Raw genomic sequence first — 25,184 nt, 5'->3', positions numbered from 1 at the left:
TCGCCCCCACATCCCATGACACGCACGCACCGCTTCTACACCTATGCCGCGCCCTCGCGTTTTTACGCGCTGGCCGGCCGCCTGTTGCCGGGCCTGTGGCTGCTGGCCGCGGGGCTGGCGGCCCTGGGCCTGTTCCTGGCCTTTTTCAAAGCGCCGACCGACGCCACCCAGGGCCAGGCCTATCGCATCCTCTTCATCCATGTGCCGGCAGCCTGGCTGTCCATGCTGCTCTATCTGGCCCTGGCTTTCTGGGCCGCCATCGGCTGGGCCTTCAAGGCACGCATGGCCTCGCTGCTGGCGCGGGCGATCGCACCGACCGGCGCCGGCTTCACCGTGATTGCCCTGCTCAGCGGCGCGCTATGGGGCCAGCCGAGCTGGGGCAGCTGGTGGGTTTGGGACGCGCGCCTGACCTCGGAGCTGATCCTGCTGTTTCTCTACCTCGGCTATCTGGCCTTGGTGCACGCCATCGAGGACCCGCAGCGGGCCGACCCGGCCGGCGCCCTGCTGGCTCTGGTCGGCGTGGTCAATGTGCCCATCATCTATTTCAGCGTGCGCTGGTGGAACACCTTACACCAGGGTGCCAGCATCAGCCTGACGGCCGCGCCGCGCATGGCCGAGACCATGTTGCAGGCCCTGGCCGTGATGAGCCTGGCCTGCTGGGCCTACGCCTTCGCCGTCATCTTCACCCGCGCCCGCGGCTTGATCCTGGAGCGCGAACAAGGCAAGGCCTGGGTGCAGGCCCTGAGCAAGAAAGGACAAGCCGTATGAACTGGCACAGCGCCGCCGATTTCTTCCATATGGACGGCTACGGTTTTTTTGTCTGGGGCAGCTACGGCTCGGCCCTGCTCTGGATGCTGGTCGAGGTGGGCCTGGCCCGGCGCCGCCACAGCCAGGCCTTGCAGCAACTGTCCGAAGAGGACGGCGCATGAAGATCAAAAAAACCCGCCATCGCCGCCTGCTGCTGATCGCTGCCGGCCTGCTGGCCCTGGGCGCCATCGCGGCCCTGGTCATGAATGCCTTCCGCAGCAATCTGGTCTTCTTCTACACGCCCAGCCAGGTGGCCGCGCAAGAGGCGCCGCAAGGCCGCAGCTTCCGCATTGGCGGCCTGGTGCAGCCGGGCAGCGTCCGGCGCGAAGGCGTGCAGGTGCAGTTCGTGATCAGCGACGGCAGCGAGCAGGTGCCCGTCAGCTTCAGCGGTGCCCTGCCTGACTTGTTCAAAGAGGGCAAGGGCGTGGTCGCACAAGGCCAGTTGCAGGGCCGTCAGTTCCTGGCCCGCGAGGTGCTGGCCAAGCATGACGAGAACTACATGCCGCCCGAGGCCGCCGACGCGCTGCAGCGCAGCCAGCAGGCCCGCGAGCGCGCCGCCCAGCCCCTGAAAGGCAGCACGCCGTGATCCCCGAACTCGGACATCTCGCCCTCTGGCTGGCCCTGGGCGTGGCCCTGCTGCTGGCCGGCATGCCGGTGCTGGGCGCACAGCGCCAACGCGCCGACTGGATGGCGCTGGACCGGCCCTTGACCCTGGCCTTGGCGGCCCTGGTCGGCCTGGGCTATCTGGCCTTGACCCAGGCTTTTGTGGCCAGCGATTTCTCGGTCGCCTATGTGGCCCAGCATTCCAACCGCGAGCTGCCCCTGGCCTACCGCATCGCCGCGGTCTGGGGCGGGCATGAGGGCTCGATGTTGCTGTGGGTGGCGCTGCTGGTGGCCTGGACCTTGGCTGTCGCGGCCGCCGGCCGGCAGCTGCCGGCGCCGCTGCGCGCACGGGTGCTGGGCGTGCTGGGCGCGCTGGCGGCCGGCTTCCTGGTCTTTCTGCTCGTCACCTCCAATCCCTTTGCCCGCCTGGTGCCCGGCCTGCCCGAGGGCCGCGACCTCAACCCGCTGCTGCAGGACCCCGGCATGGTGCTGCACCCACCCATGCTGTATATGGGTTATGTCGGCTTCGCCGTGGCCTTCGCCTTCGCCATCGCGGCCTTGGCCGGCGGCGAGCTCAACGCCACCTGGGCGCGCTTCGCCCGGCCCTGGACCAGCGCCGCCTGGGCCTTTCTGACCCTGGGCATTGCCCTGGGCAGCTGGTGGGCTTACTACGAGCTCGGTTGGGGCGGCTGGTGGTTCTGGGACCCGGTCGAGAACGCCAGCTTCATGCCCTGGCTGGCCGGCACCGCCTTGCTGCACTCGCTGGCCGTCAGCGAAAAGCGCGGTGTCTTCAAGGCCTGGACGGTGCTGCTGGCCATCGTCACCTTCTCGCTGTCCCTGCTGGGCACCTTTCTGGTCCGCTCGGGCGTGCTCAGCTCGGTCCATGCCTTCGCCACCGACCCGCAGCGCGGCCTGGCCATCCTGGTCTTTCTGGTGCTGGTGGTGGGCGGCTCGCTGAGCCTGTATGCGGCACGCGCCGGCGCGGTCGGCCTGGGGCCGCGCTTCCACTGGCGCAGCCGCGAAACCACGCTGCTGGCCAACAATGTGATGCTGCTGGCCGCCTGCGGCGCGGTGCTGCTGGGCACGCTCTACCCAATGGCGCTGGATGCCGTCAGCGGACAGAAGATCTCGGTCGGCCCGCCCTATTTCGAGGCGGTGTTCGTGCCGCTGATGGCGCCGGTGATCCTGCTGATGGGCCTGGGCCCGCTGCTGCGCTGGAAGGGCATGGACAGCGCCGAACTGCTGCGTCGCCTGCGTTGGCCGCTGCTGCTGAGCCCGCTGGCCGCCGGCGCCCATGGCTGGGCCACGGCGCAGCTGAGCCTGGCCGCCTGGGGCGGCCTGCTGCTGGCCTGGTGGGTGCTGGTGTCGGTGGCGCTGGAGCTGGGTGAACGCCTGTGGCCAACGCCGGGCCAGGGCTGGTGGGCGCGCGCGCGCGCCCTGCCACGTTCGGCGGCCGCCATGCTGCTGGCTCATGCCGGCGTCGGCGTCTTCATCATCGGCGTCACCCTGGTCGGCAGCCTGGCCCTGAGCCAGGACCTGCCGCTGCAGCGCGGCGAGAGCGCCCGCCTGGGCGAGCACAGCTTCCGCCTGAGTGAGTTGCGGGCCGTGGACGGCCCCAACTACCGCGCCATGCGCGGCACGGTGGAGGTGACACGCGAGGGCCGGACTGTGGCCACCCTGTACCCCGAGAAGCGGCTCTACCGCAGCCAGGAGATGCCCATGACCGAAGCCGGCATCGCCAGTGGCCTGCTGCGCGACCTCTACGTCTCGCTGAGCGAGCCGATCAATGAGCAGGCCGATGCCTGGATCGTCCACATCACCATCAAGCCCTATGTCAACTGGATCTGGGGCGGCTGCCTGCTGATGGGCTTGGGCGGCCTGCTGGCCGCCAGCGACCGACGCTACCGCAGCAAGGGCCAAGGAGCGAGCGCACGCCCATGAAGCTCAAAGCGCTGATCCCCTTGCTGGGCTTTGCCGTGCTGGCCCTGTTCCTGGCGCGCGGCCTGCAGCTGAAGCCGCGCGAGATCCCCTCGCCGCTGATTGGCAAGCCGGTGCCGGCCTTTGTGCTGACACCCTTGCTGGAGGGCGGCGCGCCGCTGAGCTCGGCTGACATGACGGGAAAAGTCAGCGTGCTCAATGTCTGGGCCTCCTGGTGCGGCCCCTGCCGCGAAGAACACCCGCTGCTGCTGGACCTGGCGCGGCGTCGGCCGGAGTTGCAGCTGCTGGGCCTGAACTACAAGGACGAGCCCGCCCAGGCCACGCGCTGGCTGAAAGAGCTGGGCAACCCCTACCGCGCCATCGGCTCGGACACGCGCGGCCAGGTCGGCATCGACCTGGGCGTCTACGGCGTGCCCGAGACCTTTGTGATCGACCGCCAGGGCCTGATTCGCTACAAGCATGTCGGCCCGCTGACGGCCGAGCTGCTGCGCGACACCCTGGAACCCTTGCTGGACCGACTATGAGACCCCTGCCTGCGTGTCTGCTTGCTTGCCTCATGCTGCTGAGCCTCGGCGCCATGTCTTGCGCCCGGGCCGAGGCCAGCACCGCCGAGCTGGACCGCCGCGCCCAGGCCCTGGCCCAGCAGCTGCGCTGCCTGGTCTGCCAGAACCAGACCATCGCCGACTCCCATGCGCCGCTGGCCATGGACTTGAAGGCCCAGCTGCGCGAGCAGCTTCAGGCCGGCCGCCGGGACGAAGAAATCATCCACTACATGACCGAGCGCTACGGCGACTTCGTGCTCTACAAGCCGCCGCTGCAAGCCAACACCTGGCTGCTATGGGCCGGCCCGGCACTGCTGATGGCCGCCGCCCTGGCCGGCCTGGTGCTGAACCTGCGCCGCCGGGCACGCCAGCCCGATGAGGCCTTTGAGGCGGCGCCCGACGAGGAGGGAGACATCCGATGAGCTGGCCCACGCAAGAACAGCAGCAGGAACTGCAAGCGCTGCGCCGCCAAGGCCTGGCCCTGCAAGCCCAGCTGAACGGCAGCGCCACGGCCGGTGAATCTGCAGGCCAGGCCGCGCTGCAAGCCCGGCTGGACCGGCTGCGCCAGGAGATCGCCGACCAGGTGCTGGCGCCGCCGCCCGCGCCGCTGCCGCGTCTCTCCCAGCGCCTGCTGGCTGCCTGCGTGAGCCTGGTGCTGCTCGTCGGCGCGGGTGGCTATGCCTGGAAGGGTCAGCCCGAGGCCATCTCGCCCGAGGCACCGCCGGACCGCACCGAGGCCATGGTCGCGGGCCTGGCCCGGCGCCTGCAGCAGCAGCCCGAGGACGCCGCCGGCTGGGCCATGTTGGGCCGGTCCTACCTGGTGCTGGGCCGCAGCGAGCCCTCGATCGCCGCCTACCGCCGTGCCCTGGCCCTGCGGCCCGAGGATGCCGACCTGATGGCCGATCTGGCCGATGTCATGGCCAGCGGCCAGCAGGGTTCGCTGGAAGGCGAACCGGCGGCCCTGCTGCAGCGCGCGCTGCAGATCGCGCCAGATCACTTGAAGGCCCTGGCCCTGTCCGGCACCCGTGCCATGCGCCAGGGTGACGCAGCCGGCGCCATCCGCCATTGGCAGCGCCTGCAAGACATCGCCCCAGCCGAGCACCCCTTGCGCGAGCTGGCGGCGCAAGGCCTGGTCGCCGCCCGCGCGCAGGGGCCTCGCGCCCCGGCTGCGCCCCCATCAACCCCGGCCGGTACAGCTTCGGCGCCCCGGCCATGAACAGGAGTTCCCCATGAGTGTTCTCGGCGTGGTGCTGCGCATGCGGCCCGAGCATGTATCCCAAGTGAGCGCTCGGCTCGCGACCCTGCCCGGCGTGGAACTGACACACAACCCGGATGACGGCCGATTGGTCCTGGTGATGGAGGACTGCGAGCAGATCTCCGCCGCGGCCCAGCTCGGTGCCATCGCGCTCTGGCCCGATGTGCTGGGCACCTCCCTGGTGTTCGAGTACAGCGGCCCGGATGCCCCCGCGCCGGCCGGCCACGAGGAGCCGGCACAGGGCTGGCGGACCCGTCTCAGCGAGCTGGACAGCGCAAAAACTTGAAGCAGTTCAAGGCGCAAACGCGCCAATTCCAGGACCATGCTTTTCATCTACATCTTCATTTCACGGGCGCCAGCCAAGACGGCTTGCGGCCACGGGAGCACCTCATGCAAGTCGATCGTCGCGACATCCTGAAACTGCAGGCCGCTGCTGCCGCAGCGGCCGCCGCCGGCATCCCCATCACCGTCCACGGCGCGACTGCCAAGGCGCCGACCAGCAACAGCGCCGTACGCTGGGACAAGGCACCCTGCCGCTTCTGCGGCACGGGCTGCTCCGTTGTCGTGGGCGTGCAGGACAACAAGGTGGTGGCCACCCAGGGCGATATCGAGAGCCCGGTGAACCGAGGCCTGAACTGCATCAAGGGCTACTTCCTGTCCAAGATCATGTACGGAAAGGACCGCCTGACCACGCCGCTGCTGCGCAAGAAGAACGGCGTCTACGACAAGGAAGGCGAGTTCACACCGGTCAGCTGGGACGAAGCCCTGGACCTGATGGCCAGCAAGTGGAAAGAGGCCCTGAAGACCGACGGCCCGAACGGCATCGCCATGTTCGGCTCGGGCCAGTGGACGATCTGGGAAGGCTATGCCGCCGCCAAGCTCTGGAAGGCGGGCTTTCGCTCCAACAACTTGGACCCCAATGCCCGCCACTGCATGGCCAGCGCGGTCACCGGCTTCATGCGCACCTTCGGCATCGACGAGCCCATGGGCTGCTACGACGACATCGAGCAGGCCGATGCCTTTGTGCTCTGGGGCAGCAATATGGCCGAGATGCACCCCATCTTGTGGAGCCGCATCACCGACCGCCGCCTCAGCCACCCGGACACCAAGGTGGCCGTGCTATCGACCTATGAGCACCGCAGCTTCGACCTGGCCGACCAGCCCATCATCTTCAAGCCGCAGACCGATCTGGCGATCCTGAACTACATCGCCCACTACCTGATCAAGAACAACAAGGTCAACAAAGAGTTCATCAAGAACCACGTCAACTTCAAGAAGGGCGCCGATGACATCGGCTACGGCCTGCGCCCGGCCCATGCCTTGGAGAAAGACGCCAAGAGCAATGGCTACCCCGGCGCCGATGGCAAGCCCAAGGGCAATCCGAATGACGCTACGCCGATCAGCTTCGATGAGTTCGCCAAGTTCGTCGCCGACTACACGGCCGAAAAAGTCAGCGCGCTGTCGGGCGTGCCGGTCAAGCAGTTGGAAGACCTGGCCAAGCTCTATGCCGACCCCAAGGTCAAGGTGGTGTCCTTCTGGACCATGGGCTTCAACCAGCACACCCGTGGCACCTGGGCCAACAATATGGTCTACAACATCCACTTGCTCACCGGCAAGATCAGCCAGCCCGGCAACAGCCCCTTCAGCCTGACCGGCCAGCCCAGCGCCTGCGGCACGGCGCGCGAGGTCGGCACCTTTGCCCACCGCCTGCCGGCGGACATGGTGGTCACCAACCCCGAGCACCGCAAGCACACAGAGGAAATCTGGCAGTTGCCCGACGGCACCATCCCTGACAAGGTGGGCCTGCACGCGGTGGCGCAGAGCCGCGCGCTCAAGGACGGCAAGCTCAAGTGCTACTGGGTCACGACCAACAACAATATGCAGGCCGGGCCGAACATCAACGGCGAGATCCTGCCCGGCTGGCGCAACCCCAAGGCTTTCGTGGTGGTCAGCGACCCCTACCCCACCGTCAGCGCCATGGCGGCCGACCTGATCTTGCCCGCCGCCATGTGGGTCGAGAAGGAAGGCGCTTTCGGCAACGCCGAGCGTCGCACCCAGGTCTGGCGCCAGCAGGTCAGCGCACCGGGCGAAGCCAAGAGCGACCTCTGGCAGTTCATCGAGTTCAGCAAGCGCTTCAAGATGGAAGAGGTCTGGCCGGCCGAGCTGCTGGCCAAGAAGCCCGAGTACAAGGGCAAGACGATGTTCGACGTGCTCTTCAAGAACGGCAAGGTCAACAAGTTCCCGCTCGCCGATGTCGGCCGCATCAACGGCAAGTACATCCCCGACTACATGAACAGCGAGTCCAAGGAGCTGGGCTTCTACCTGCAGAAGGGTCTGTTCGAGGAGTACGCCGAATTCGGCCGCGGCCACGGTCATGACCTGGCCCCTTTCGACACCTATCACGAGGTCCGCGGCCTGCGCTGGCCCGTGGTCGACGGCAAGGAAACGCTGTGGCGCTTCCGCGAGGGCTACGACCCCTATGTCAAGAAGGGCGAGGGCGTGAAGTTCTACGGCCACAAGGATGGCAAGGCCGTGATCTTCGCCCTGCCCTACCAGCCGCCGGCCGAGAGCCCAGACAAAGAGTACGACCTCTGGCTGTGCACCGGCCGGGTGCTCGAGCACTGGCACACCGGCAGCATGACGCGGCGCGTGCCCGAGCTGCACCGTGCCGTGCCCGAGGCCCTGCTCTACATCCACCCCGACGATGCCAAGGACCGCGGCCTGCAGCGCGGCATGAAGGTCAAGGTAGCCTCGCGCCGCGGCGAGATCACTTGCGCCGTCGAGACCAAGGGCCGCAACAAGGTGCCGCGAGGCTTGGTCTTTGTGCCCTTCTTCGATGAAGGCCGCCTGGTCAACAAGCTGACCCTGGACGCCACCTGCCCGATCTCCAAGGAAACCGACTTCAAGAAATGCGCGGTCAAGGTCGTCAAGGCCTGAACCCGAGCTGAGCCGAGCCGGAGTGAGCACATGAACCTGAGCCGCCGTGCGCTGCTGCAAGGCGCCAGCACCACCGCCAGCGCCGGCCTTCTGGCCGGGGCGGCGGCCGTGCTCTCGCGCCCGACGCAAGCGCACCCGGCCCAGGCCCTGCGGCCGCCGGGCGCGCTGGCTGAGCCCGACTTCCTGGCCGCCTGTGTGCGCTGCGGCCTGTGCGTGCGCGCCTGCCCGCCGCACAACCTCAAGCTCAGCGAATGGGGTGCCGGCCTGGCTGCCGAGGTGGCGATCGGCACGCCTTTCTTCGAGGCGCGCGAGATCCCTTGCGAGATGTGCGAGGACATCCCCTGCGTCAAAGCTTGTCCGACCGGCGCGCTCGACCCCGGCCTGCAGGACATCGCCGAAGCCCGCATGGGCCTGGCCGTGCTGATCGACCATGAGAGCTGCCTGAACTTCCTCGGCCTGCGCTGCGATGTCTGCTACCGCGTCTGCCCGCTGATCGACAGCGCCATTTCGCTGGAGAAACAAAGCAACCCACGCAGCGACCGCCACGCCATGCTGCTGCCCACGGTGCACGCCGAGGCCTGCACCGGCTGCGGCAAGTGCGAGCGCGCCTGCGTGCTGGAGCAGCCAGCCATCAAGGTGCTGCCGCGCGACTTGGCCCAGGGCGAGCTGGGCCCGCATTACCGCAAGGGCTGGGAAGACCAGAACCACCAGGGCAAGCCCCGCTTCGCCCAGCCCGAGCAGCGACTGCCCGAAGGCGGCAGCGACATCGGCCCGCTGCGCAGCGGTGCCCAGCCTTATGCCCCGGCCTCATCGGAGCCGCAGCGATGAGCGGGCCGACTCACGTCCCCTCGCAGCCCGCACGCAGCCGCTGGGCCGCCCAGCGCTGGCTGATCCTGCGCCGCAGCAGCCAACTGGGCGTGATCGGCCTCTTCCTGCTCGGCCCGCTGTTCGGCCTGTGGTGGGTCAAGGGCAATCTGGCTTCCAGCCTCAGCTTCGATGTGCTGCCGCTGAGCGACCCCTTTGTGCTGGCCCAGAGCCTGCTTGCGGGCCTGCGGCACGGGCTCTGGCCCGCCGCCAGCGCCCTGATCGGCGCGGCCATCGTCCTGGCTTTCTACGGCTTGTTGGCGGGACGGGCCTATTGCGCCTGGGTTTGCCCGGTCAACGCGGTGACCGATGCGGCCGCCTGGCTGCGCCGGCGCTTGAAGATCAGCAGCGGTCGCGCCCCGAGCCGCCAGCTGCGCCGCGCCTTGCTGGCCTGCGTGCTGCTGGCCGCCGCGGCCTTGGGCAGCCCGGTTTGGGAGCAAGTCAACCCGGTGACGCTGACCCAGCGTGCGCTGATCTTCGGCGGCAGCCTGGCCTGGGGCGCGCTGGCCGCCGTCTTCCTGTTCGACCTGCTGGTGGCGCCGCGCGGCTGGTGTGGCCATGTCTGCCCCATGGGCGCGGCCTACGCGCTGATCGGCGCCAAACCGCTGCTGCGCGTCTCGGCCGCCCACAGCGGCCGCTGCAATGATTGCGGCGATTGCTTCGCCGTCTGCCCCGAGCCGCAGATCATCGTCGGCCCACTGAAGGCCAAGCAGGACGCCGGCCCCTTGATCCTGGCGCCCGACTGCACGGCCTGCGGCCGCTGCATCGATGTGTGCGACAGCTCCGTTTTCCGATTCACCCACCGCTTTGACACCCGAAGGGACTGACCATGAAGATCCCCCCCCTGCTTCGCCCCGCCCTGAGCCTGCTGCTGGCGTTTTCCGTGTTGGCCGCCGGGCCGGCGGCGGCTGCCGACAAGGCCGCGCCCGTGAAACTGGAAGGGCTGCGCCAAGGCACGCCCCTGAACCAGGACAACCCGCCCGCCAACAACCGCCAGGAGCGCGACCACCCTGTCGGTGATCGTGACTTCGTGCAGATGCCACCACTGATCCCGCACACCATCAGCGGCTATCAGATCACCAAGAACTTCAACAAATGCATGGACTGCCACGCCTGGCAGAAGACCAAGGAGAGTGGTGCCACCAAGATCAGCGTCACCCACTTCAAGACCCGTGACGGCATTGAGCTCGACTCCGTCAGCCCACGCCGTTACTTCTGCACCCAATGCCATGTGCCGCAGAGTGATGCCAAGCCTTTGGTGGCCAACACCTACGAACGTGCCAAGGGCATGAAGTAAACAGGAGGCTGCCGTGAAGAACCTGATTCGCCGCGCCTGGGCTTTTGCCCACACCAGGCTGTTCTGGCTGCTAAGCCTGACCTTTGCAGGCGGGGTCATTTTCTGGGGCGGTTTCAACACCGCCATGGAGTGGACCAACCGCGAGGCCTTCTGCATCTCCTGCCATGAGATGGAGAAGAACGTCTACGTGGAGTACCGCAACACCATCCATTATCAGAACCGCACCGGCGTGCGCGCCACTTGCCCGGACTGCCATGTGCCCAAGGAATGGGGGCCGAAGATGTGGCGCAAGATCCAGGCCTCCAACGAGGTGCTGCACAAGGTGCTGGGCTCGATCGACACGCCCGAGAAGTTCAATGCCAAGCGCGCCGTCCTGGCCCAGCATGAGTGGGATCGCATGAAGGCCAATGACTCGCAGGAGTGCCGCAACTGCCACAACTTCAGCTATATGGACTATGCGGAGCAGAACAGCCGCGCCGCGACCCGGCACCAGACGGCCTTCTCGGCGGGTCAGACCTGCATCGATTGCCACAAGGGCATCGCGCACACCTTGCCGCCGATTGCCCAGCCGATTGGCGCTCACAAGGCCGGTGAAATCACCCTGCCGCCGGCCAGCGCTGCTTCAGGCTCGGCGCATTGAAACCGCGCCCGAGGGGCAGACCCCGACGCAGGCGCCGCAAGCGGTGCAGGCGCTCGGGCTGACCTCGGGCTGGGCCACGCCACCCAGGCGTGGCCTGAAGCGAATCGCAGCGGCGTCACAGGCCTCACCACAGACCCGGCACTCCACCCCTTGTTGGGCCAGGCATTGCGCGCCGATCTGGGCCTGCCAGTCGCGAAACAGCAGCGGCGGGCGCAGTGCCGACACGGTGCAGGCCGGTATGCAGGCCCCGCAGGCGTCACAGCCGGCGCTCCTGAAGTCCATTTCAGGAAAACCTCCATCGCCGCGCCGGATGACGCCGGCCGGGCAGGCCTTGATGCAGGCGTCGCAGCGTGTACAGCTGGCAAGAAAAGCCGGCTCGGCCACGGCGCCGGGAGGCCTCTGGACGGCGGCGCGCGCCATGGAGGGACGGAACAAAAAACGGCGACCAGGATCCATGCGCGCATTGTGCTGCGCACGCGCTCCCGCCGCCTTATACGAAATCAAGCCGAGCACATTCCCATGACTCTTTGCAGCGAGCATCTCCCATGAAAGTTTTCGGCATCGCCGGCCGCTCCGGCATGGGCAAGACCACCTTGCTGGAACGCCTGATTCCAGCGCTGCGCGCCCGCGGCCTGCGTGTTTCGCTGATCAAGCACAGCCACAAGGACATCGAAGTCGACCGCCCGGGCAAGGACAGCTATCGCCTGCGCGAGGCCGGCTGCCAGGAGGTGCTGCTGCTCGGCCGAACGCGCTGGGCGCTGATGCATGAGCTGCGCGGCGATGCCGAGCCGGATCTGGACTACCTCCTCAGCCGCATCCAGGACTGCGACCTGGTCCTGGTCGAGGGCTTCAAGGGCGGCGACTTCCCCAAGCTGGAGGTCTGGCGTGCGGCCGTGGGCAAGCCCATGCTCTGGCCCGAGTGGCCGGGCATCGTGGCGATGGTGGGCGATGCGCCCGACCTCGCCGACGCGCCGCCCCACTTCAGCGCGGCCGAGCTGGCGCCTCTGGTGGAGCTGGTCGTGCAAGAGGCGCGGGAGGTTGGCGCCTGAGCCGGCTGCAAGCACGAAGAAAATGGGCGCCCATAGCTGGCCATGGGCGCCCATCTGGCTGACTGAGGTCTTGGTCAGCTCATTGCTTGAGGATCCACCCCACCCCATCCTTGAGATCAGCATCGCTGATTTTCTCGGGTGGATTGGGCGGCATGGGGATGGGGCCAAAAACGCCCTTGCCGCCGCTGCGCACCTTCTGCGCCAGCACGGCCGCGGCGTCCTGACCCTTGTATTTGGCGGCAATGTCCTTGAAGGAAGGGCCGACCAGCTTCTTGTCCTTGGCATGGCAGGCCATGCAGCCGGCCTTGGTCAGCGACTCCTCGGGCGTGGCCGCGGCGGCGGGCAGGGTCAGGCCGAGGCCGGCCAGCAGTAGTGCAATCGTGCGCATCAGAAGTTCTCCGTTTCAGGCTCATCGAGTCCCTGGACGTAGCTCCAGGGTTCTTCCAACGAAGCCCGAGGATCCGGCTTTGCCGGGCCTGCGGGCGTGCCAATCGGCAAGCATGCCGATCGTCCCTCGATGGGCGAGGCGCAGTCCGCGGGGAGTGCGCCTGTCCCATCTCGGCCCCCTTGAGGGGGAGGCGCGTCAGCGCCTCGGGGGTGGGTCAATAAACGTCGTGCTGGGTGTTGTAGACGTTGAACTTGCCGGTCGGCGTGATCAGGCGCGGGTCCTTGATCACCGCCTTGAGCTTGAGCGTCTTGTCGTCCACCACAACGATGGCGCTTTGCTTGTCCTTGGCCGACCAGACCGAGAACCAGACCTCATCACCGGCCTTGTTGTACTCAGGCTGGACCACGCGCTTGGCGCCGTCGTCCTTGATACCCGCCCACTCGGCGATCGGCAGCACCTTGAAGCCCTTGTCGAGCGCATTGATGTCGAACACCGCCACCGACTGCGAGATCGCGGCATCAGGATTCAACGGCGTGTCTGAGTACAGATGCTTGGACTTCGGGTGCGTCTTGATGAAAAGCGCGCCGCCGCCCTGACCCTTGATCTGCGCCACTTCCTTGAAGGCGTACTGCTTGTGCTTGACCGGATCGGTGGCGACCAGGGAGATGGCCTCGTCACCCAGGTGGCCGGTGCTCCAGACCGGGCCGAACTTGGGGTGAATGAAGTTGGCACCGCGGCCCGGGTGCGGGATCTTGCTGACCTCGACCAGCTTCACCAGCTTGTCTTCCTTGGCGTCCACCACGGCGATCTTGTTGCTCTGGTTGGCGGCCACCATGAAGTAGCGCTTGGTGCTGTCCCAGCCCCCGTCATGCAAGAAGCGAGCAGTGCCGACCTCGATGGTCTTGAGTGCATTCAGATCGGTGTAGTCCACCATCAAGGTCTTGCCGGTTTCCTTGACGTTGACGATGAACTCGGGCCGGTAGTGGCTGGCCACGATGGAAGCCACGCGCGGCTCGGGGTGGTACTCCTGCTTGTCCACGGTGTTGCCGCGGGTGGAGACGATCTTCAGCGGCTCCAGGGTGTCGCCCTTCATGATCACGTACTGGGGCGGCCAGTAGGCACCCGCGATCACCAGCTTGTCCTCATAGCCCTTGTACTTGCTGGCCTCCACCGAACGGGCTTCCAGGCCCATGCGGATCTCGGCCACGTTGTCGGGCTTCTCCATCCACAGATCGATCATATTGATCTTGGCGTCACGACCGATCACGAACAGATAGCGCCCCGAGGCGGAGGTGCGCGAGATGTGCACCGCGTAGCCGGTCTTGACGATGTTGATGATCTGCTTGCTGTCGCCGTCGATCAGGGCCACTTCGCCGGTGTCACGCAGCGTGGTCGAGAAGATGTTCTCGATGTTGTAGTTGTTCATCTTCTTGGTCGGCCGCTTCTCGGGCGGCACCACCACCTTCCACGTGGCCTTCATATCGGCCATGCCGAACTCGGGCGGCGTCGGCGCGTCGTGCTGGATGTAGCGCGCCATCAGGTCCACCTGCTGCTCGCTCATCTCGCCCGAGGTCTGCCAGTTCGGCATGCCGGCGGGCGAGCCATAGGCGATGAAGACCTTCAGATAGTCCGTGCCCTTGCCCAGGGTGATGTCGGGCGTCAAGGGCTTGCCGGTGGCGCCCTTGCGCAGGACACCGTGGCAGCCGGCGCAGCGCTCGAAGTAGATCTTGCGCGCGACATCGAACTCGGCCTGAGTCATGGGCGGCGCCTTGGGGTTGCTGCTCTGCACCATGGGCACATCGCTGAGTGCCGAGGGCGCAGCGTGGTACTTCACATCGCCCGGGCTGATGTCTTTCTTGCCCTCCTGAGCCTGCACGCCCAGGCTCAGCGGCAAGCAGACCAGCAAGGCCAGCTGACCCAGCAGACTCAGGTGGCTCGGATAGCGTAAAGGCCGTGGCAAATGGGTTCGGTTCAGCTTCATGTCATACCTCTCTTCTTCGGGATGGAACTTCAGCAAGCCCTGCGCCATGCAGGGGTTTGCCGGCATGGTCCCGCCGCGCCCGGCCGCCGTCCTTGAACTGGTTCAAGGTCCGGCCATGAAGCCGCTGGCCCGCGTGGCGCCGCCGCCTCAGCCAAGCGCAAACCCGAACTGGGTCAAGGCGCGCCAGCGCCGCTGCACGCAAGCTGAGCTCATCGCACACCGAGTCACCTTGATATGAAGACCCTCCACGCCCACCCTGCCCGCCCCCGCTTCGCCCTTCTTCTGCCTCCAGCTGGCCCACGAGTCCACAGCCGCGCCCTCGCGGCCGCCGCCCTGTGCGCCCTGGTCAGCGGCCTGGCCAGCGCCGATGCCATTCCAGGCCCGGCCGGCGGTCTGGAACAACTGCCTCTGGTGGTGGTGTCGGCCACCCGCCACGCCATGGCCTTGGTGGACGCACCGGCCGCCATCAGCGTCGTCACACAGGAACAGATCGAGCAGCGCGGCGCCGGCAATGTGCTGGAAGCCCTGCGCGGCGAGCCCGGCGTGGCCGTGTTCGGGCGCACCATCAGCGGCCGCAAAACCCTCAGCCTGCGCGGCATGGACGCACGCCACACCCTGTTCCTGGTCGATGGCCGCCGCATCGGCGCCAGCGACGGCGTGATCGGCCACTCGGACTTCCAGATCGACTGGCTGTCGACCGACGACATCGAGCGCATCGAGGTGGTACGCGGCCCGCTCTCGGTGCTCTACGGCGCCGAAGCTCTGGGTGGGGTGGTCAACATCATCACCCGCGCCCCGAGCCTGGCCTGGCAAGGCGCTGTGCGCCTGGAAGGCAGCCAGGCCGAGGGCGGCCGCGGCGGCGACGGCCACCGCATCTCGGCACGCCTTAGCGGCGCCCTGGCACCCGAGCTCAGCGCACGGCTCAGCCTGGCCGACAGTCGCCGTGCCGATGTGGCCGCCGCCAGCGATGCGCGCATCTCGGACATCGAAGGCCGGCATCGCCGCGACGCCGCCCTCGCCCTGCGCTGGACGCCGCTCGCAGGCCATCAATTCGACATTGACCTGCGCAGCGGCGACGAAGACCGCCACGGCCTGGCGGTCGAGCGCAGCGGCAAGAAACGTGTCTACGCCTCAGACACCGCGCTGCAGCGCCGACACCGCAGCCTGAGCTGGGAGGCCGACTGGGCTGCTGGCTTAGGTGAAGGGGCAGGAGCAAGCGTGGACGCAGGGCTGCACAGCTTGCTGCGCCTCTACGACAGCCGCATCGCCATGGAAAACACGCGCAGCAACGGGGTCGCCAGCCTGCGCCCGAACACCTTGAAGGACCAGGTGCTGGAGGGCCAGCTGAGCGGCCGTGTCGGGGCTCAACAGCTGAGCGCCGGCTTCGAGGCCCGCCAGGAGCGGCTGGACAACGAGGGCCTGCCCGGCGGCACCGCCTCGGCCCGCCACCACGCGCTCTACGTGCAGGACGAACTCGAGTTCGGCCGTCAGTTCAGTCTGACCGCGGGCCTGCGCCAGGACCAGCACCAGCGCTTTGGCACCGCCTGGAGTCCGCGCCTCTACGGCGTCTGGCATCTCGCACCCGAGTGGACGCTCAAGGGCGGGGCCAGCACCGGCTTCAAGCCGCCCACGATCAAGCAGATCAGCCCCGGCTACCAGGAAGACGAGGGCCCGTACACCTACGTCTCCAACAGCGCGCTCAAGCCCGAGAAGAACCGCGGCCTGGAGATCGGCCTGGGCTGGGACCGCCAGGACGCCGGAATGCAGGCCATGCTGTTCGACAACCGCCTGCGCGACCTGATCGTGCCCGTGCTGGTCAGCAGCAGCGGCCCACGCAGCACCTTCCGCTTCCAGAATGTGGACCGTGCCCGCCTGCGCGGCCTGGAGCTCAGCGCCCGCGCACGCCTCGGCAGCGGCTTCAGTGCCGGCCTCAACTACCAATACCTCGATACCCGTGACGGCCAGGGTCAGCGGCTTGAAAAACGCCCGCGCCACACCGTGGCAGCCGAACTGGCTTGGGCGCAAGGGCCCTGGCGTGCCCAGATTCGAACGGAGCGCAGCAGCGGTCTGCTGATGGCATCCGCCGTTGTTGGCCAGCCCTTGCAGGCCGTGCCGGCCCTGACCCTGAGCGGTGCCAGCCTGGGCCGCAGCCTGGGCCCCCAGCTCGACCTGGACCTGGGCGTCAGCAATCTGGGCAACAGCGTGCTGTCGCAGCGCTCACCGCTGTTCACCTGGGCCGAGGCGCCGCGCACCTGGCGCCTGAGCCTGCGCGGGCGCTGGTGAGCGATGATGGCGGGCCATGAGTTTTCTTGAGCACCTGTCCGCCCTGCTGCAGCTCCTGCAGTCCCATTACCCGGTCATCAAGCTGGCCCACATCAGCCTGGTCGCCTGCAGCGCCAGCCTGTTCACAGCGCGTGGCTTGGCCGTGTTGGCCGGCGCTGCCTGGCCCATGCAGAAGGTGGCGCGCCGGCTCAGCGTGCTGATCGATGTGGCCTTGCTGGCCGCGGGCCTCAGCCTCTGGACCCTGCTGGGCCTGAACCCTGGCCGGGATCCCTGGCTCGCCAGCAAGCTGAGCCTGCTGCTGCTCTACATCGTGCTGGGCAGCATCGCCCTCAAGCGCGGCCGCAGCCGCGGCCAGCGCGCGGCAGGCCTGCTGGCCGCACTGCTGGTGCTGGGCTTAATGGTGACCGTGGCGCGTACGCACCACCCGCTGGGCCTGTTCCACTGATGCAGGCGCTGCGGTCGCTCAGGTCGGCGGAGCAGCGCGCAGCAGGCTGCCGGACAGGGCTGCCACCACATCCGACTGGGTGACCATGCCGAGCGGTCGCTGCTGCGCATCGATCACGGGCAGGTGATGGTGGCCGCTGCTGGCGAAGACCGGGATCAGCTCGGCCAGATGGCGATCGGCCGAGACCACCCGCACCGAACGCGTCATGATCTGGCCCACCTGCAGGCCGCCGGGCGCCAGAACCGCCGCGGCGTCGAAGCCCGGGCTGCGCAAAAAATCGGCCGGCGTGACGATGCCCACGAGCTCGCCTTGGGCGTCCACCACGGGCATGGCCTTGATCTTGTGCTGGCGGAACAGAGGCCAGGCCTGAGCCAGCGGCCAGCTGCGCGCCACGGTGATGATGTGCGTGGACATGATGTCCCGGGCGCGCAGATCGGCCAGGCGCCGCTGATAGCCCTGCAGCTGGGTGTCTTCAATCAGCGCACGCAACTCGTCGCGACTGATGTCCAGGACCTGGTTGTAGCGCGCCAGCACCTGGTCGAGGTCCAGATCGGCCGCCGGCACGGCCGCGGCCGCACGGTGCGGATAGGGCCGCTTTGTGGCCTGGTTGTAGACCACGCCACAGAGCACCAGCAAGACCGAGTTGAGCAACACCGGCTGCAAGGCAAAAGCGGGGTCGCTGATGCCATTCAAAACCACCAGCAAAGCGCAAGCCCCGCCCGGCGGATGCAGGCAGCGCAGCGCCATCATGGCCGCGATAGCCGCCCCCACCGCAAGCGCTGCGGTCCACTCCGGCCCGACTTGGAGCTGCATGCAGAGCACGGCCACCAGGGCTGACACCGTGTTGCCGCCAATCACGGCCCAGGGCTGGGCCAACGGACTGCCAGGCACGGCGAACACCAGCACCGCGCTGGCCCCCAGGGGCGCCACCAGCCAAGGGCTGGGCTGAGCGCCGGCCAGCGCGTGGCACAGCCAGGCCGTCAAGCCAATACCCAGACTGGCACCAGCCACCACACGCAGGCGCTCGCGGCCGTCGATGCCCAGGGGGGCCGGCAGGAAGGCGCTCAGCCAGGCCAGGCACGCGGCGCGCCAGCCGGCAAGCCCGGCCGACCCAGAGCCTGGGCACGGTGAATTGGAACGATGGGGCACAGCGACTCCCTCAGGCAAGATGGCTTGGGGAGCGGCTCAAAGGCCGCGCTGGCTGGCGAACACGGCCACCTGCACACGCGAGCTCAGGCCCAGCTTGCGCAGGATGTGCTGCACATGGATCTTCACCGTGGTTTCGGCAATGCCCAGGGCGCGAGCGATCTCCTTGTTGCTGGCGCCCTTGGCGATATGGGCCAGGATTTCCTGCTCGCGAGGCGAAATCGAAGGAGCAGCCTGGGCCTCGGACAAGACCGGCTCGGCAGTCGGTGGGGCGCTTGCGGCCGCAGCAGGAGCCTGCCGACCCAGGCTTTGGAACGCGTTGACCAGCTTGCTGGTCATCTCCGGGCTGACGGCCGACTGCCCGGACAGCACCTGCAGCAAGGACTGGATCAGCACATCACTGTCCGTGGTCTTGAGCAGGTAGCCGCAAGCGCCCTGGCGCAAGGCCCGGGCCAAGTCGGCCTCGTCCTCGCTGACGGTCAGCATCAAGACCCGCGCAGCGGGCGCCACTTCCAGCAGGCCAGCCACAGCATCGGCGCCAAGCACGCCGGGCAGATGCTGGTCGAGCAGGATGACGTCGGGCTGGCACTCGGCCGCCCGACGCTGCGCTTCCGCGGCATCGCCGGCCTCAGCCACCACTTCGAAGCGGCCGTCACCGGCCAGCAAGGCAATCAGGCCACGGCGAAACAGGCTGTGGTCATCGACCACCAGGACCTGTGCCTTGGGGTTGTCAACGTTCATGCATTTCCTTTTTGTATACCGGCGTCAGCCGCCACCAAGGGCTCCAGGCTCAGCACCACGCGGCTGCCCTGCCCCGGCACGGAGCTGACCTCGACCCGACCGCCGATGCGGGCCGCTCGCTCCTGCATGATGCGCAAGCCGATATGGGTCTCGTCCCAGGCCGCCGCATCGGGCTGGAAGCCACAGCCGTCGTCACGCACCTCAACACGCCAGAAGGGCCGCTGCTGCACGCTGACCCAGACCCGCCGCGCCTGCGCATGTTTGCGCACATTGGACAGCGCTTCCTGCACCACATGCAGGACCTGCACCTGCACATCGGCCGCCAGCGGCAGGCCGTCATTGGCCATGGAGAGCTCGCTCTGCAAGCCCGACTGCTGCTCGAATTTGCGCAGGGTGCTCTGCAAAGCGGGAAGGATGTCCTCGCCGTTGGTGCGGGTGCGGAAATGCAGCAACAAGGCGCGCACATCGGCCAGGCTCTCGCGCACGCCAGCGTCGAGCTCGGCCACGGCCTGGGCCGCCGCCTCCGGCTGCTGGCGCTCCTGGGCCTGGCGCAAGAGGCTGACCTGGATCTTCAAGAAGGACAGGCTTTGGGCGATGGAGTCGTGCAGCTCGCGTGCCAGCAGGCCGCGCTCCTCGGCCACAGCAGCCTCGCGCTCCATCGCCGACGCACGCAAGCCCTCGATGGCGCCGGCCAGATGGCTGGCCAGGGTTTCCAGCAGCGCGCGTTCGTCCGCCGCCAACTCCTTGGGCTGGCGGTAAAAGAGGTTGAGCTCGCCCAGCATGCGCTCATGCAGGCGCACCGGCACGGTGATGACGGCTTGAAAACCGGCGCGCTCGCAATGACCGAGCATGGCTCTCGCGTCTGCGTCGGGCCCGTCCTGCAGCGGCAGAATCGGAATCACCCGGGTTTCGGCGCTGTCCAGTGTCTGACCACAAAAACAAGCACCCGTCAGCACGCACTGCTCTTCGTCCACCAGGGCTTGCGGCAGGCCGTCGGAGGCCAGCAGCAAGTAACGTCGATTGCCCTCGTCAGACCAGCGCACGGCCGAAGCATCGGCTTGAGCCAAGGCCCGGAGCTGGGTGGCGAAGCCTTGGGCCAGCGTGGACAGGCTGTCGGCCTTGGACACCCAGTCGGCAGCCCGGTAAAGCGCCGCCAGGCGGGTGTTCTGCAGCGCCAGATCCTGGGTCTTGGCGCTCACCTGGGCCTCCAGGTTTTGATACAGGCTCTGGAGGGTGGCGGCCATGGCGTTGAAGCCTTCTGAAAGGGCGCCGAACTCATCGTGCGAACTGACCGACACCCGCGCCTCCAGATCGCCGCGGCCGACCTGAGCCAGGCCCGCATGCAAACGGCTCAATGGCCGCAGGATCAGGCGGTAGCCGGCATACAGCAAGGCAGCGGCCGCCGTCAAAGCCAGGCCGACCATGGCGAACTGCAGCCAGTTGAGAAGCGCAGTCAGGCTCGCCAGCTGCGACTCAATCGCCGACACAAAGTCATCGATATGAGCGACAAACTGCGTCGCTCGTTCCGCGACTTGTTCGGCTTGAGGCGCCGGGCCCGAGGTCCAATCTGAGCGCAAGCGCAACCACTCGTCCTGCACCACGACAAATGCGGCGCGAGTGGCCGGGTCCTTGGGCAGGGCCAGCGGCCGCGTGGGGTCGCCGCGGCTGAGCAGGAGCAAGCTCTGCTCAAACTGATCAAGCTGGCCCGCAATCAGCGCAGGGTTGCCGCCCTCCAGAGATTGAGCCAAGCGCCAGGTCTGCATGCGCATGCGGCCGGCTTCGTTGACCGCCGCAGCCCCGCCGTCCAGCTGCCGGGTGAAAGACATCATCAGACCGATGCCACTGAGGGCCAGCAAGAGCAGGCAAGCGCCAATCAGGTTCAGCTTGGCCCCCAATGACCAGGGCAAACGCGGCGAGGAGAGATTCATGAGCTGTGGCGATGGACTTCGAGTCAGACGGCAGGGTCTAGGAACTTGGATGTCCGTCGAGGCAGCGGCCCATGCCTGAACGGCGAGGCAGCGGGTCCAAGCAGGATCACATGAGGGAAAGGTGCTGGGAAGCGCTGCATTCTTGCACCAGTTCAAGGTCGAGCGGGGGCCATCGGTGTTCGACTAGAGCCCATCACACGCAGGGCCGCATGCAGGCCCGCATGCCGCCCCGGTTTTGCCCTGCAGTCGCCAAAAAGGCCACCATCATGACACTCAGCAGCCATGCATCGCACCCAAGTCAGCCTCGGTCAGGCCCGGTGCTGCTCCCGCCGACACCGACGGGCACAAGCCTCTTGCCAAGCGCGAAGTCAGGAGCGGCCCGCCCGTCCCCTGCCCTGCTCCTGGCTTTGCAGCAGGCATGGCCGGAACTGGCCGGCCATGATGAAATTCTGATCAGGCTGGCCTCACTGGGACGCGGGCACCGCGCGCGGCAAGGCGCGCGCCTTCTGAGCGATGGCGTGCGCAACCAGGCGGGCGGCTTGTGGCTGCTGGTCCGCGGCAAGCTCAGCCTGGGCAGACAGGACAACAAAGGGGTTTGGCGACAGAGCCGGGCGCTGCACGGGGGGCAATGGGTGGACCTGGCCACAGCCTGGACCCAGGCACCCTTCCCCGAGTCCGCCCTGGCCCTCAGCCCTGTGGTGGCCCATGAGTTTCCGGCACTGCCCGTGCTGGATCTCTGCCGCCAGCATCCGGCGCTGCTGGCCACCTTGCTGGACAGCCTGAGTCGAAGCGCTTGCGACGCCCTGGAGTCTCGCCAGGCCCTGGCCACTCAAGATTTCCCGTCTCGGCTCGCCGAATGGCTGCTTCATGAGTTCATGCTGAACGGCCAAGGCGACTGCTTAACCCTGAGCCAGTTCAAACGGGACTTGGCTGCGCAACTGGGCGTGACACCGGAGACCCTGTCCCGCACCCTGCGTCAGTTCCATGAGCAAGGCCTGATCGTGATGAAGCACAGCCAGCTGCGCTTCCCGGATCCCGCGCGCCTCGCCGCCTTGAGCCAGCGTCCAGCCAGCGTCAAGCCAGCGCCCCATGAGCTGAGGTCCGGCCTTTGAGAAGTACTGGGGCACAAGCTCGGGGCAGCCGCATTGCGCTTCATCGTTCACGACCTCTTCCTCTCCCGCTTTGTAGCAGCCACGGCCCATAGCGCAAGCTCCAGGCCAGCGCCAGAACGAGGTAGGCCAGCGCAACAGCAGGCAGCAGGTCTACAAGGCCCGGCCAGACAGGAGCCAGCGTGGCAGCCAAGCGGCCAGCAGTCAGCAACTGCAGCAGGGCTTGCATCAAGCTCTGGCCTCGGTCGACGGCCACGCTTCGACCCTGTTGAACGGCGCTGACCCGGCTGGCCATGGCCAGCAGGGTCGTGCCCATAAATCCGAGCGTCAGCGCATGCAAGGCCGCCATGGCCAGCGCGCGCTGCAGATCCGGACGGCCCAGTCCGGCGCCCCCTTGCGCCAGCGCGTCCAAGGCCAGGCTCAGACCCAGCCACACATAGCCGGCATGAAGCTGGGCGACCAGGGGCGTGCGTCGAGCGGCCAGCAGTTCGCGCCGCTGCGCGTCGCGCAAAACAAACACCGCCAGGCACAGCAGGGCCGCGGCAGCCAACAGGTGAATCGGGGCTGGCAGTGGCCAGGCCCAGAGCGCGGCCAGGTCCAGGCCAGCGCGCAGCAGCAGGCTGAGCAGCAGGCCGATCAAGAGACCTGGCGCGCGTCGGCCTTGCTGGTGCACAAAAGGCGTCAAGCGCTGCAAGGCCAGCATGAAGATGCTGCCGACGCCCAGCCACAAACCCAGGCGCTGCGCCGCCTGCAGCAGCGTGGCCTGCTCGACCAGCACGGCCAGCGCAGCACACAGCTGGCACAGGCCAACCCAGAGCAAGCCGGCGGCGATGCCCCAGGCATGCGCTGAAAAGCGTGCACCGTGCCGGGCACAGCGGCGCAGCAGGACCACTGCGATGCCGAGCATGAACAGGCCCGGCACGGCTGCGAACCCGGCGGCCAGGCCGCGCCGGCCCGCAGCATCGGCCAGCAACAAGCCCAGCCAGGCCAGCCAGGCGGCAACAGCGGGCAGCACGAGCCGACTGCCGTCGAGCGGCTCTTGGTCCAGCCAGCGCGGAAAGCTGGTGCCAGCAAAGCCGGCAATGAACAGCGGCATCATGCCCAGACTCATCAGCCAGCCATGCAGGACCGACACCGGCAGCACACCGGCAGGCAGCAGCCCCAACAAGCACGCGCTCCACCAGAGTGCGCTGCTCAGCCACAGCGCAGCGGCAGCCGCGAACAACGGACGGTGGGGCGACAGCATGTGCAGGCGCCGGCAGAGATCAGCGCGGCAGGTAGAACACGGCCTTGCTGCGGAAGCGGCTGCCGGGGTGGTCGCGATCCTCGGCGACGAAGTAGACGGTATGGGTGCCTGGAGCGAGGCCAGCCTGCTGAGGCAAGCGCAGCTGAACCGGCACGGCGCCGATGGCGGCCGGCGCCAACAGAAACTGGCTACCCCCTTGGGCTTGCAACTGCAGCCCGACCAAACCCTCGGCGCTCAGATTCAGGCGCAAAGGCCGCTCGGTGCGGTTGATCAGTTGCAGGCGGTAGGCGTTCTCGACCACACCGTCCCCGACCTCGCGCGCCATGGTGCTGCGGTCCTTGACCACATCGATCAACAGATCCTGGCGCTGCTGCAGGCTGAAAGCGAAGGCGCCGCTCAGCAAGAACAGGCCCGTCCCATAAATCAAGACCCGAGGTCGCAACACGCGAGCCAGCATCTGCGCGCGGGTCCAATGGTTCTTGATGCCGTTCTCGGTGGCATAGCGGATCAGGCCGCGCGGCGCCCCGACCTTGTCCATCACCTGGTCACAGACGTCAATGCAGGCGGCGCAGCCTATGCATTCGTTCTGCAAGCCATTGCGGATATCAATGCCGGTGGGGCAAACCTGTACGCACAGGGTGCAGTCCACGCAATCGGCGGTCTGGCCAAGCGCGAGCTCCAGCCCCTTGCGCGAACGCGCGCCACGCGGCTCGCCGCGAGCGGCGTCGTAGCTGATGATCAACGAATCGGCATCGATCAGGGCACTCTGGAAGCGCGCATAGGGGCAGATGTACTTGCACATCTGTTCTCGCAAAAAACCGGCGTTGCCATAGGTGGCGCCCGCGTAGAACAGCACCCAGAAACTCGGCCAGGCCGCGAGCTGCAGGTGCAAGAGCTGCTGGCTGAGCTCGCGGATCGGCACGAAGTAGCCGACGAAGCTGAAGCCGGTCAGCAAGGACAGGGCCAACCAGCCTCCGTGTTTGGCGGTCTTGCGCGCCAGCTTCTCAGCCGACCAGGGCGAGCGGTCCAGGCGCATGCGCGCCTGGCGATCGCCCTCGGTATGGCGCTCGATCCACAGAAACATCTCGGTGTAGACCGTCTGCGGACAGCTGTAGCCACACCAGAGGCGGCCAGCCACGGCGGTGAAGAAGAACAAGGCCAGGGCGCTGAGCACCAGCAAGGCAGCGAGGTAGATGAAGTCCTGCGGCACCAACAACAGGCCCAGGACATAGAAACGCCCAGCCTCCAGATCGAACAGCAGGGCCTGGCGTTCATTCCACTGCAGCCAGGGCACGCCGTAGAAGAAGAGCTGAGTCAGCGCGACCATCAGCCAGCGCCAGTTGGCAAAGCGGCCAATGACCGAACGCGGGTAGACCTTGGCCTCGGCCACATACAGCGGAATCACCCGGGGCGCCGTCGAACCCAGCGGTGAGCAGGGGGTGTCAGAGTGGCTCATGGGGCTTTCGGCCGCGCCTTTTGATGGGGACGGGCTGAATGCTCAAACCGGACAAGCCCACAGGCTCGCCGCGCGACGTGGCGCTGGCGGGAGTCTGGGCGGGGCTCAAGAGATCAGCCAGGCTGTGACGATCCAGCTGCTCCAGGAAGGCCGCGAGCGCCTCGTTGAAGATCCCGGTCAGGCGGCAGCGGCCAGTCAGGCTGCAGGCATTGCCATTGCCGAGACACTCCACCAGGTAGAAGTCGGGCTCCACGGCACGCACCAATTCGCCGAGCATGATGTCACCCGGCGCCAAAGCCAAGCTCATGCCCCCGCCTTTGCCACGCACGGTACGAATCCAGCCGCCCAGGCCGAGCTGGTGGGTGATCTTGGTCAGATGGGCTTCCGAGATGTCATAGGCCTGAGCGATCTCAGCCGTGGTGCAGAGCCGATCGGGTTGCTGACCCAAATAGATCAGCATGCGCAAGGCGTAGTCGGTCATGGTGGTCAAGCGCATGGCTGATCCTTGTTGGTTTTGAACGGGGCCATG

General features: G+C 67.4%; 26 protein-coding genes. 17 read left to right on the top strand and 9 right to left on the bottom strand.

The features are described 5' to 3' along the window. Window positions 1-15 precede the first annotated feature (15 nt). The 13 genes from ccmC to AC1Q6P_RS20050 all read left to right on the top strand — a co-directional run bounded on the left by ccmC (window position 16) and on the right by AC1Q6P_RS20050 (window position 10,883). Window positions 16-768, top strand: coding sequence for a heme ABC transporter permease CcmC (ccmC, locus tag AC1Q6P_RS20110; RefSeq protein ID WP_492665659.1), 753 nt, complete (start codon window positions 16-18; stop codon window positions 766-768). Continuing rightward, a complete protein-coding gene (ccmD, locus tag AC1Q6P_RS20105) occupies window positions 765-929 on the top strand; it encodes a heme exporter protein CcmD (protein ID WP_102767482.1) in 165 nt (54 codons plus the stop codon). Before ccmC ends, ccmD begins: the two co-directional genes overlap by 4 nt. Next, a complete protein-coding gene (gene ccmE, locus AC1Q6P_RS20100) occupies window positions 926-1,393 on the top strand; it encodes a cytochrome c maturation protein CcmE (RefSeq protein WP_492665658.1) in 468 nt (155 codons plus the stop codon). The genes ccmD and ccmE overlap by 4 nt, the downstream gene beginning before the upstream one ends. After that, window positions 1,390-3,351 (top strand): heme lyase CcmF/NrfE family subunit, encoded by a 1,962-nt coding sequence (locus AC1Q6P_RS20095; RefSeq protein WP_492665657.1) that lies wholly within the window; start codon window positions 1,390-1,392, stop codon window positions 3,349-3,351. Before ccmE ends, AC1Q6P_RS20095 begins: the two co-directional genes overlap by 4 nt. After that, window positions 3,348-3,872 (top strand): DsbE family thiol:disulfide interchange protein, encoded by a 525-nt coding sequence (locus AC1Q6P_RS20090; protein ID WP_102767484.1) that lies wholly within the window; start codon window positions 3,348-3,350, stop codon window positions 3,870-3,872. Before AC1Q6P_RS20095 ends, AC1Q6P_RS20090 begins: the two co-directional genes overlap by 4 nt. Window positions 3,873-3,904: 32 nt before the next feature. After that, window positions 3,905-4,312: a cytochrome c-type biogenesis protein gene (locus tag AC1Q6P_RS20085; protein WP_492665656.1), complete on the top strand. Its 408-nt coding sequence runs from the start codon at window positions 3,905-3,907 to the stop codon at window positions 4,310-4,312. Next, window positions 4,309-5,106 (top strand): tetratricopeptide repeat protein, encoded by a 798-nt coding sequence (locus tag AC1Q6P_RS20080; RefSeq protein ID WP_492665655.1) that lies wholly within the window; start codon window positions 4,309-4,311, stop codon window positions 5,104-5,106. Before AC1Q6P_RS20085 ends, AC1Q6P_RS20080 begins: the two co-directional genes overlap by 4 nt. A 13-nt stretch (window positions 5,107-5,119) precedes the next feature. Beyond that, on the top strand, window positions 5,120-5,431 hold the full coding sequence (locus AC1Q6P_RS20075; protein ID WP_492665654.1) for a chaperone NapD: 312 nt from the start codon (window positions 5,120-5,122) through the stop codon (window positions 5,429-5,431). A 104-nt stretch (window positions 5,432-5,535) separates the two neighbouring features. Further along, window positions 5,536-8,082: a nitrate reductase catalytic subunit NapA gene (gene napA, locus AC1Q6P_RS20070; RefSeq protein ID WP_492665653.1), complete on the top strand. Its 2,547-nt coding sequence runs from the start codon at window positions 5,536-5,538 to the stop codon at window positions 8,080-8,082. Window positions 8,083-8,112: 30 nt separating this feature from the next. Next, window positions 8,113-8,910 carry a ferredoxin-type protein NapG gene (napG, locus tag AC1Q6P_RS20065; protein ID WP_171829180.1) on the top strand — a complete coding sequence of 266 codons (798 nt, stop codon included), beginning with the start codon at window positions 8,113-8,115 and terminating at the stop codon, window positions 8,908-8,910. Further along, a complete protein-coding gene (napH, locus tag AC1Q6P_RS20060; RefSeq protein WP_171829179.1) occupies window positions 8,907-9,773 on the top strand; it encodes a quinol dehydrogenase ferredoxin subunit NapH in 867 nt (288 codons plus the stop codon). Before napG ends, napH begins: the two co-directional genes overlap by 4 nt. Window positions 9,774-9,775: 2 nt before the next feature. Then, on the top strand, window positions 9,776-10,243 hold the full coding sequence (locus AC1Q6P_RS20055; RefSeq protein WP_492665652.1) for a nitrate reductase cytochrome c-type subunit: 468 nt from the start codon (window positions 9,776-9,778) through the stop codon (window positions 10,241-10,243). A 13-nt stretch (window positions 10,244-10,256) separates the two neighbouring features. After that, window positions 10,257-10,883, top strand: coding sequence for a NapC/NirT family cytochrome c (locus AC1Q6P_RS20050; RefSeq protein ID WP_492665651.1), 627 nt, complete (start codon window positions 10,257-10,259; stop codon window positions 10,881-10,883). On the opposite strand, the gene napF is transcribed toward AC1Q6P_RS20050, so the two are convergent. Beyond that, a complete protein-coding gene (gene napF / locus AC1Q6P_RS20045) occupies window positions 10,866-11,303 on the bottom strand; it encodes a ferredoxin-type protein NapF (RefSeq protein WP_223696944.1) in 438 nt (145 codons plus the stop codon). The two genes, AC1Q6P_RS20050 and napF, sit on opposite strands and share 18 nt — an antisense overlap. On the opposite strand from napF, the gene mobB reads away from it, so the two are divergent. Continuing rightward, on the top strand, window positions 11,234-11,932 hold the full coding sequence (mobB, locus tag AC1Q6P_RS20040) for a molybdopterin-guanine dinucleotide biosynthesis protein B (RefSeq protein WP_492665650.1): 699 nt from the start codon (window positions 11,234-11,236) through the stop codon (window positions 11,930-11,932). The genes napF and mobB overlap by 70 nt on opposite strands. A gap of 79 nt (window positions 11,933-12,011) precedes the next feature. Here mobB and AC1Q6P_RS20035 read toward each other — a convergent pair whose 3' ends face one another. Continuing rightward, window positions 12,012-12,320: a c-type cytochrome gene (locus AC1Q6P_RS20035; RefSeq protein WP_492665649.1), complete on the bottom strand. Its 309-nt coding sequence runs from the start codon at window positions 12,318-12,320 to the stop codon at window positions 12,012-12,014. Between the two features lie 214 nt (window positions 12,321-12,534). After that, on the bottom strand, window positions 12,535-14,301 hold the full coding sequence (locus AC1Q6P_RS20030; protein ID WP_207795923.1) for a cytochrome D1 domain-containing protein: 1,767 nt from the start codon (window positions 14,299-14,301) through the stop codon (window positions 12,535-12,537). Between the two features lie 234 nt (window positions 14,302-14,535). Between AC1Q6P_RS20030 and AC1Q6P_RS20025 the strand changes: the two genes are divergently transcribed. Next, entirely contained in the window at window positions 14,536-16,584 is a 2,049-nt protein-coding gene (locus AC1Q6P_RS20025; RefSeq protein ID WP_492665648.1) for a TonB-dependent receptor plug domain-containing protein, read from the top strand. A 16-nt stretch (window positions 16,585-16,600) separates the two neighbouring features. Then, on the top strand, window positions 16,601-17,029 hold the full coding sequence (locus AC1Q6P_RS20020) for a SirB2 family protein (RefSeq protein ID WP_102767497.1): 429 nt from the start codon (window positions 16,601-16,603) through the stop codon (window positions 17,027-17,029). Window positions 17,030-17,047: 18 nt separating this feature from the next. Here AC1Q6P_RS20020 and AC1Q6P_RS20015 read toward each other — a convergent pair whose 3' ends face one another. Genes AC1Q6P_RS20015 through AC1Q6P_RS20005 form a run of 3 tightly spaced genes read right to left on the bottom strand, consistent with a single transcriptional unit; the run spans window position 17,048 to window position 20,844 of the window. Beyond that, window positions 17,048-18,178, bottom strand: a complete 1,131-nt coding sequence (locus AC1Q6P_RS20015) for an HPP family protein (RefSeq protein WP_492665647.1) — start codon at window positions 18,176-18,178, stop codon at window positions 17,048-17,050. Between the two features lie 36 nt (window positions 18,179-18,214). Continuing rightward, window positions 18,215-18,916 (bottom strand): response regulator, encoded by a 702-nt coding sequence (locus tag AC1Q6P_RS20010; protein ID WP_492665646.1) that lies wholly within the window; start codon window positions 18,914-18,916, stop codon window positions 18,215-18,217. Continuing rightward, window positions 18,913-20,844 carry a type IV pili methyl-accepting chemotaxis transducer N-terminal domain-containing protein gene (locus tag AC1Q6P_RS20005; protein WP_492665645.1) on the bottom strand — a complete coding sequence of 644 codons (1,932 nt, stop codon included), beginning with the start codon at window positions 20,842-20,844 and terminating at the stop codon, window positions 18,913-18,915. The genes AC1Q6P_RS20010 and AC1Q6P_RS20005 overlap by 4 nt, the downstream gene beginning before the upstream one ends. A 518-nt stretch (window positions 20,845-21,362) precedes the next feature. Between AC1Q6P_RS20005 and AC1Q6P_RS20000 the strand changes: the two genes are divergently transcribed. After that, window positions 21,363-21,956 (top strand): Crp/Fnr family transcriptional regulator, encoded by a 594-nt coding sequence (locus tag AC1Q6P_RS20000; RefSeq protein ID WP_492665644.1) that lies wholly within the window; start codon window positions 21,363-21,365, stop codon window positions 21,954-21,956. A 40-nt stretch (window positions 21,957-21,996) separates the two neighbouring features. On the opposite strand, the gene AC1Q6P_RS19995 is transcribed toward AC1Q6P_RS20000, so the two are convergent. Genes AC1Q6P_RS19995 through AC1Q6P_RS19985 form a run of 3 tightly spaced genes read right to left on the bottom strand, consistent with a single transcriptional unit; the run spans window position 21,997 to window position 25,151 of the window. Beyond that, entirely contained in the window at window positions 21,997-23,199 is a 1,203-nt protein-coding gene (locus AC1Q6P_RS19995) for an NnrS family protein (RefSeq protein WP_492665643.1), read from the bottom strand. A gap of 19 nt (window positions 23,200-23,218) precedes the next feature. Then, window positions 23,219-24,655: a cytochrome c oxidase accessory protein CcoG gene (gene ccoG, locus AC1Q6P_RS19990; protein WP_492665642.1), complete on the bottom strand. Its 1,437-nt coding sequence runs from the start codon at window positions 24,653-24,655 to the stop codon at window positions 23,219-23,221. Continuing rightward, window positions 24,642-25,151 carry an RrF2 family transcriptional regulator gene (locus AC1Q6P_RS19985; RefSeq protein ID WP_492665641.1) on the bottom strand — a complete coding sequence of 170 codons (510 nt, stop codon included), beginning with the start codon at window positions 25,149-25,151 and terminating at the stop codon, window positions 24,642-24,644. The genes ccoG and AC1Q6P_RS19985 overlap by 14 nt, the downstream gene beginning before the upstream one ends. Between the last annotated feature and the right edge of the window lie 33 nt (window positions 25,152-25,184).

This window comes from Roseateles sp. GW835-FHT13E02 (assembly GCF_058794035.1).
The sequence above is the reverse complement of the archived record's forward strand: the minus strand, read 5'-3'. Positions and strand labels throughout refer to the sequence as shown.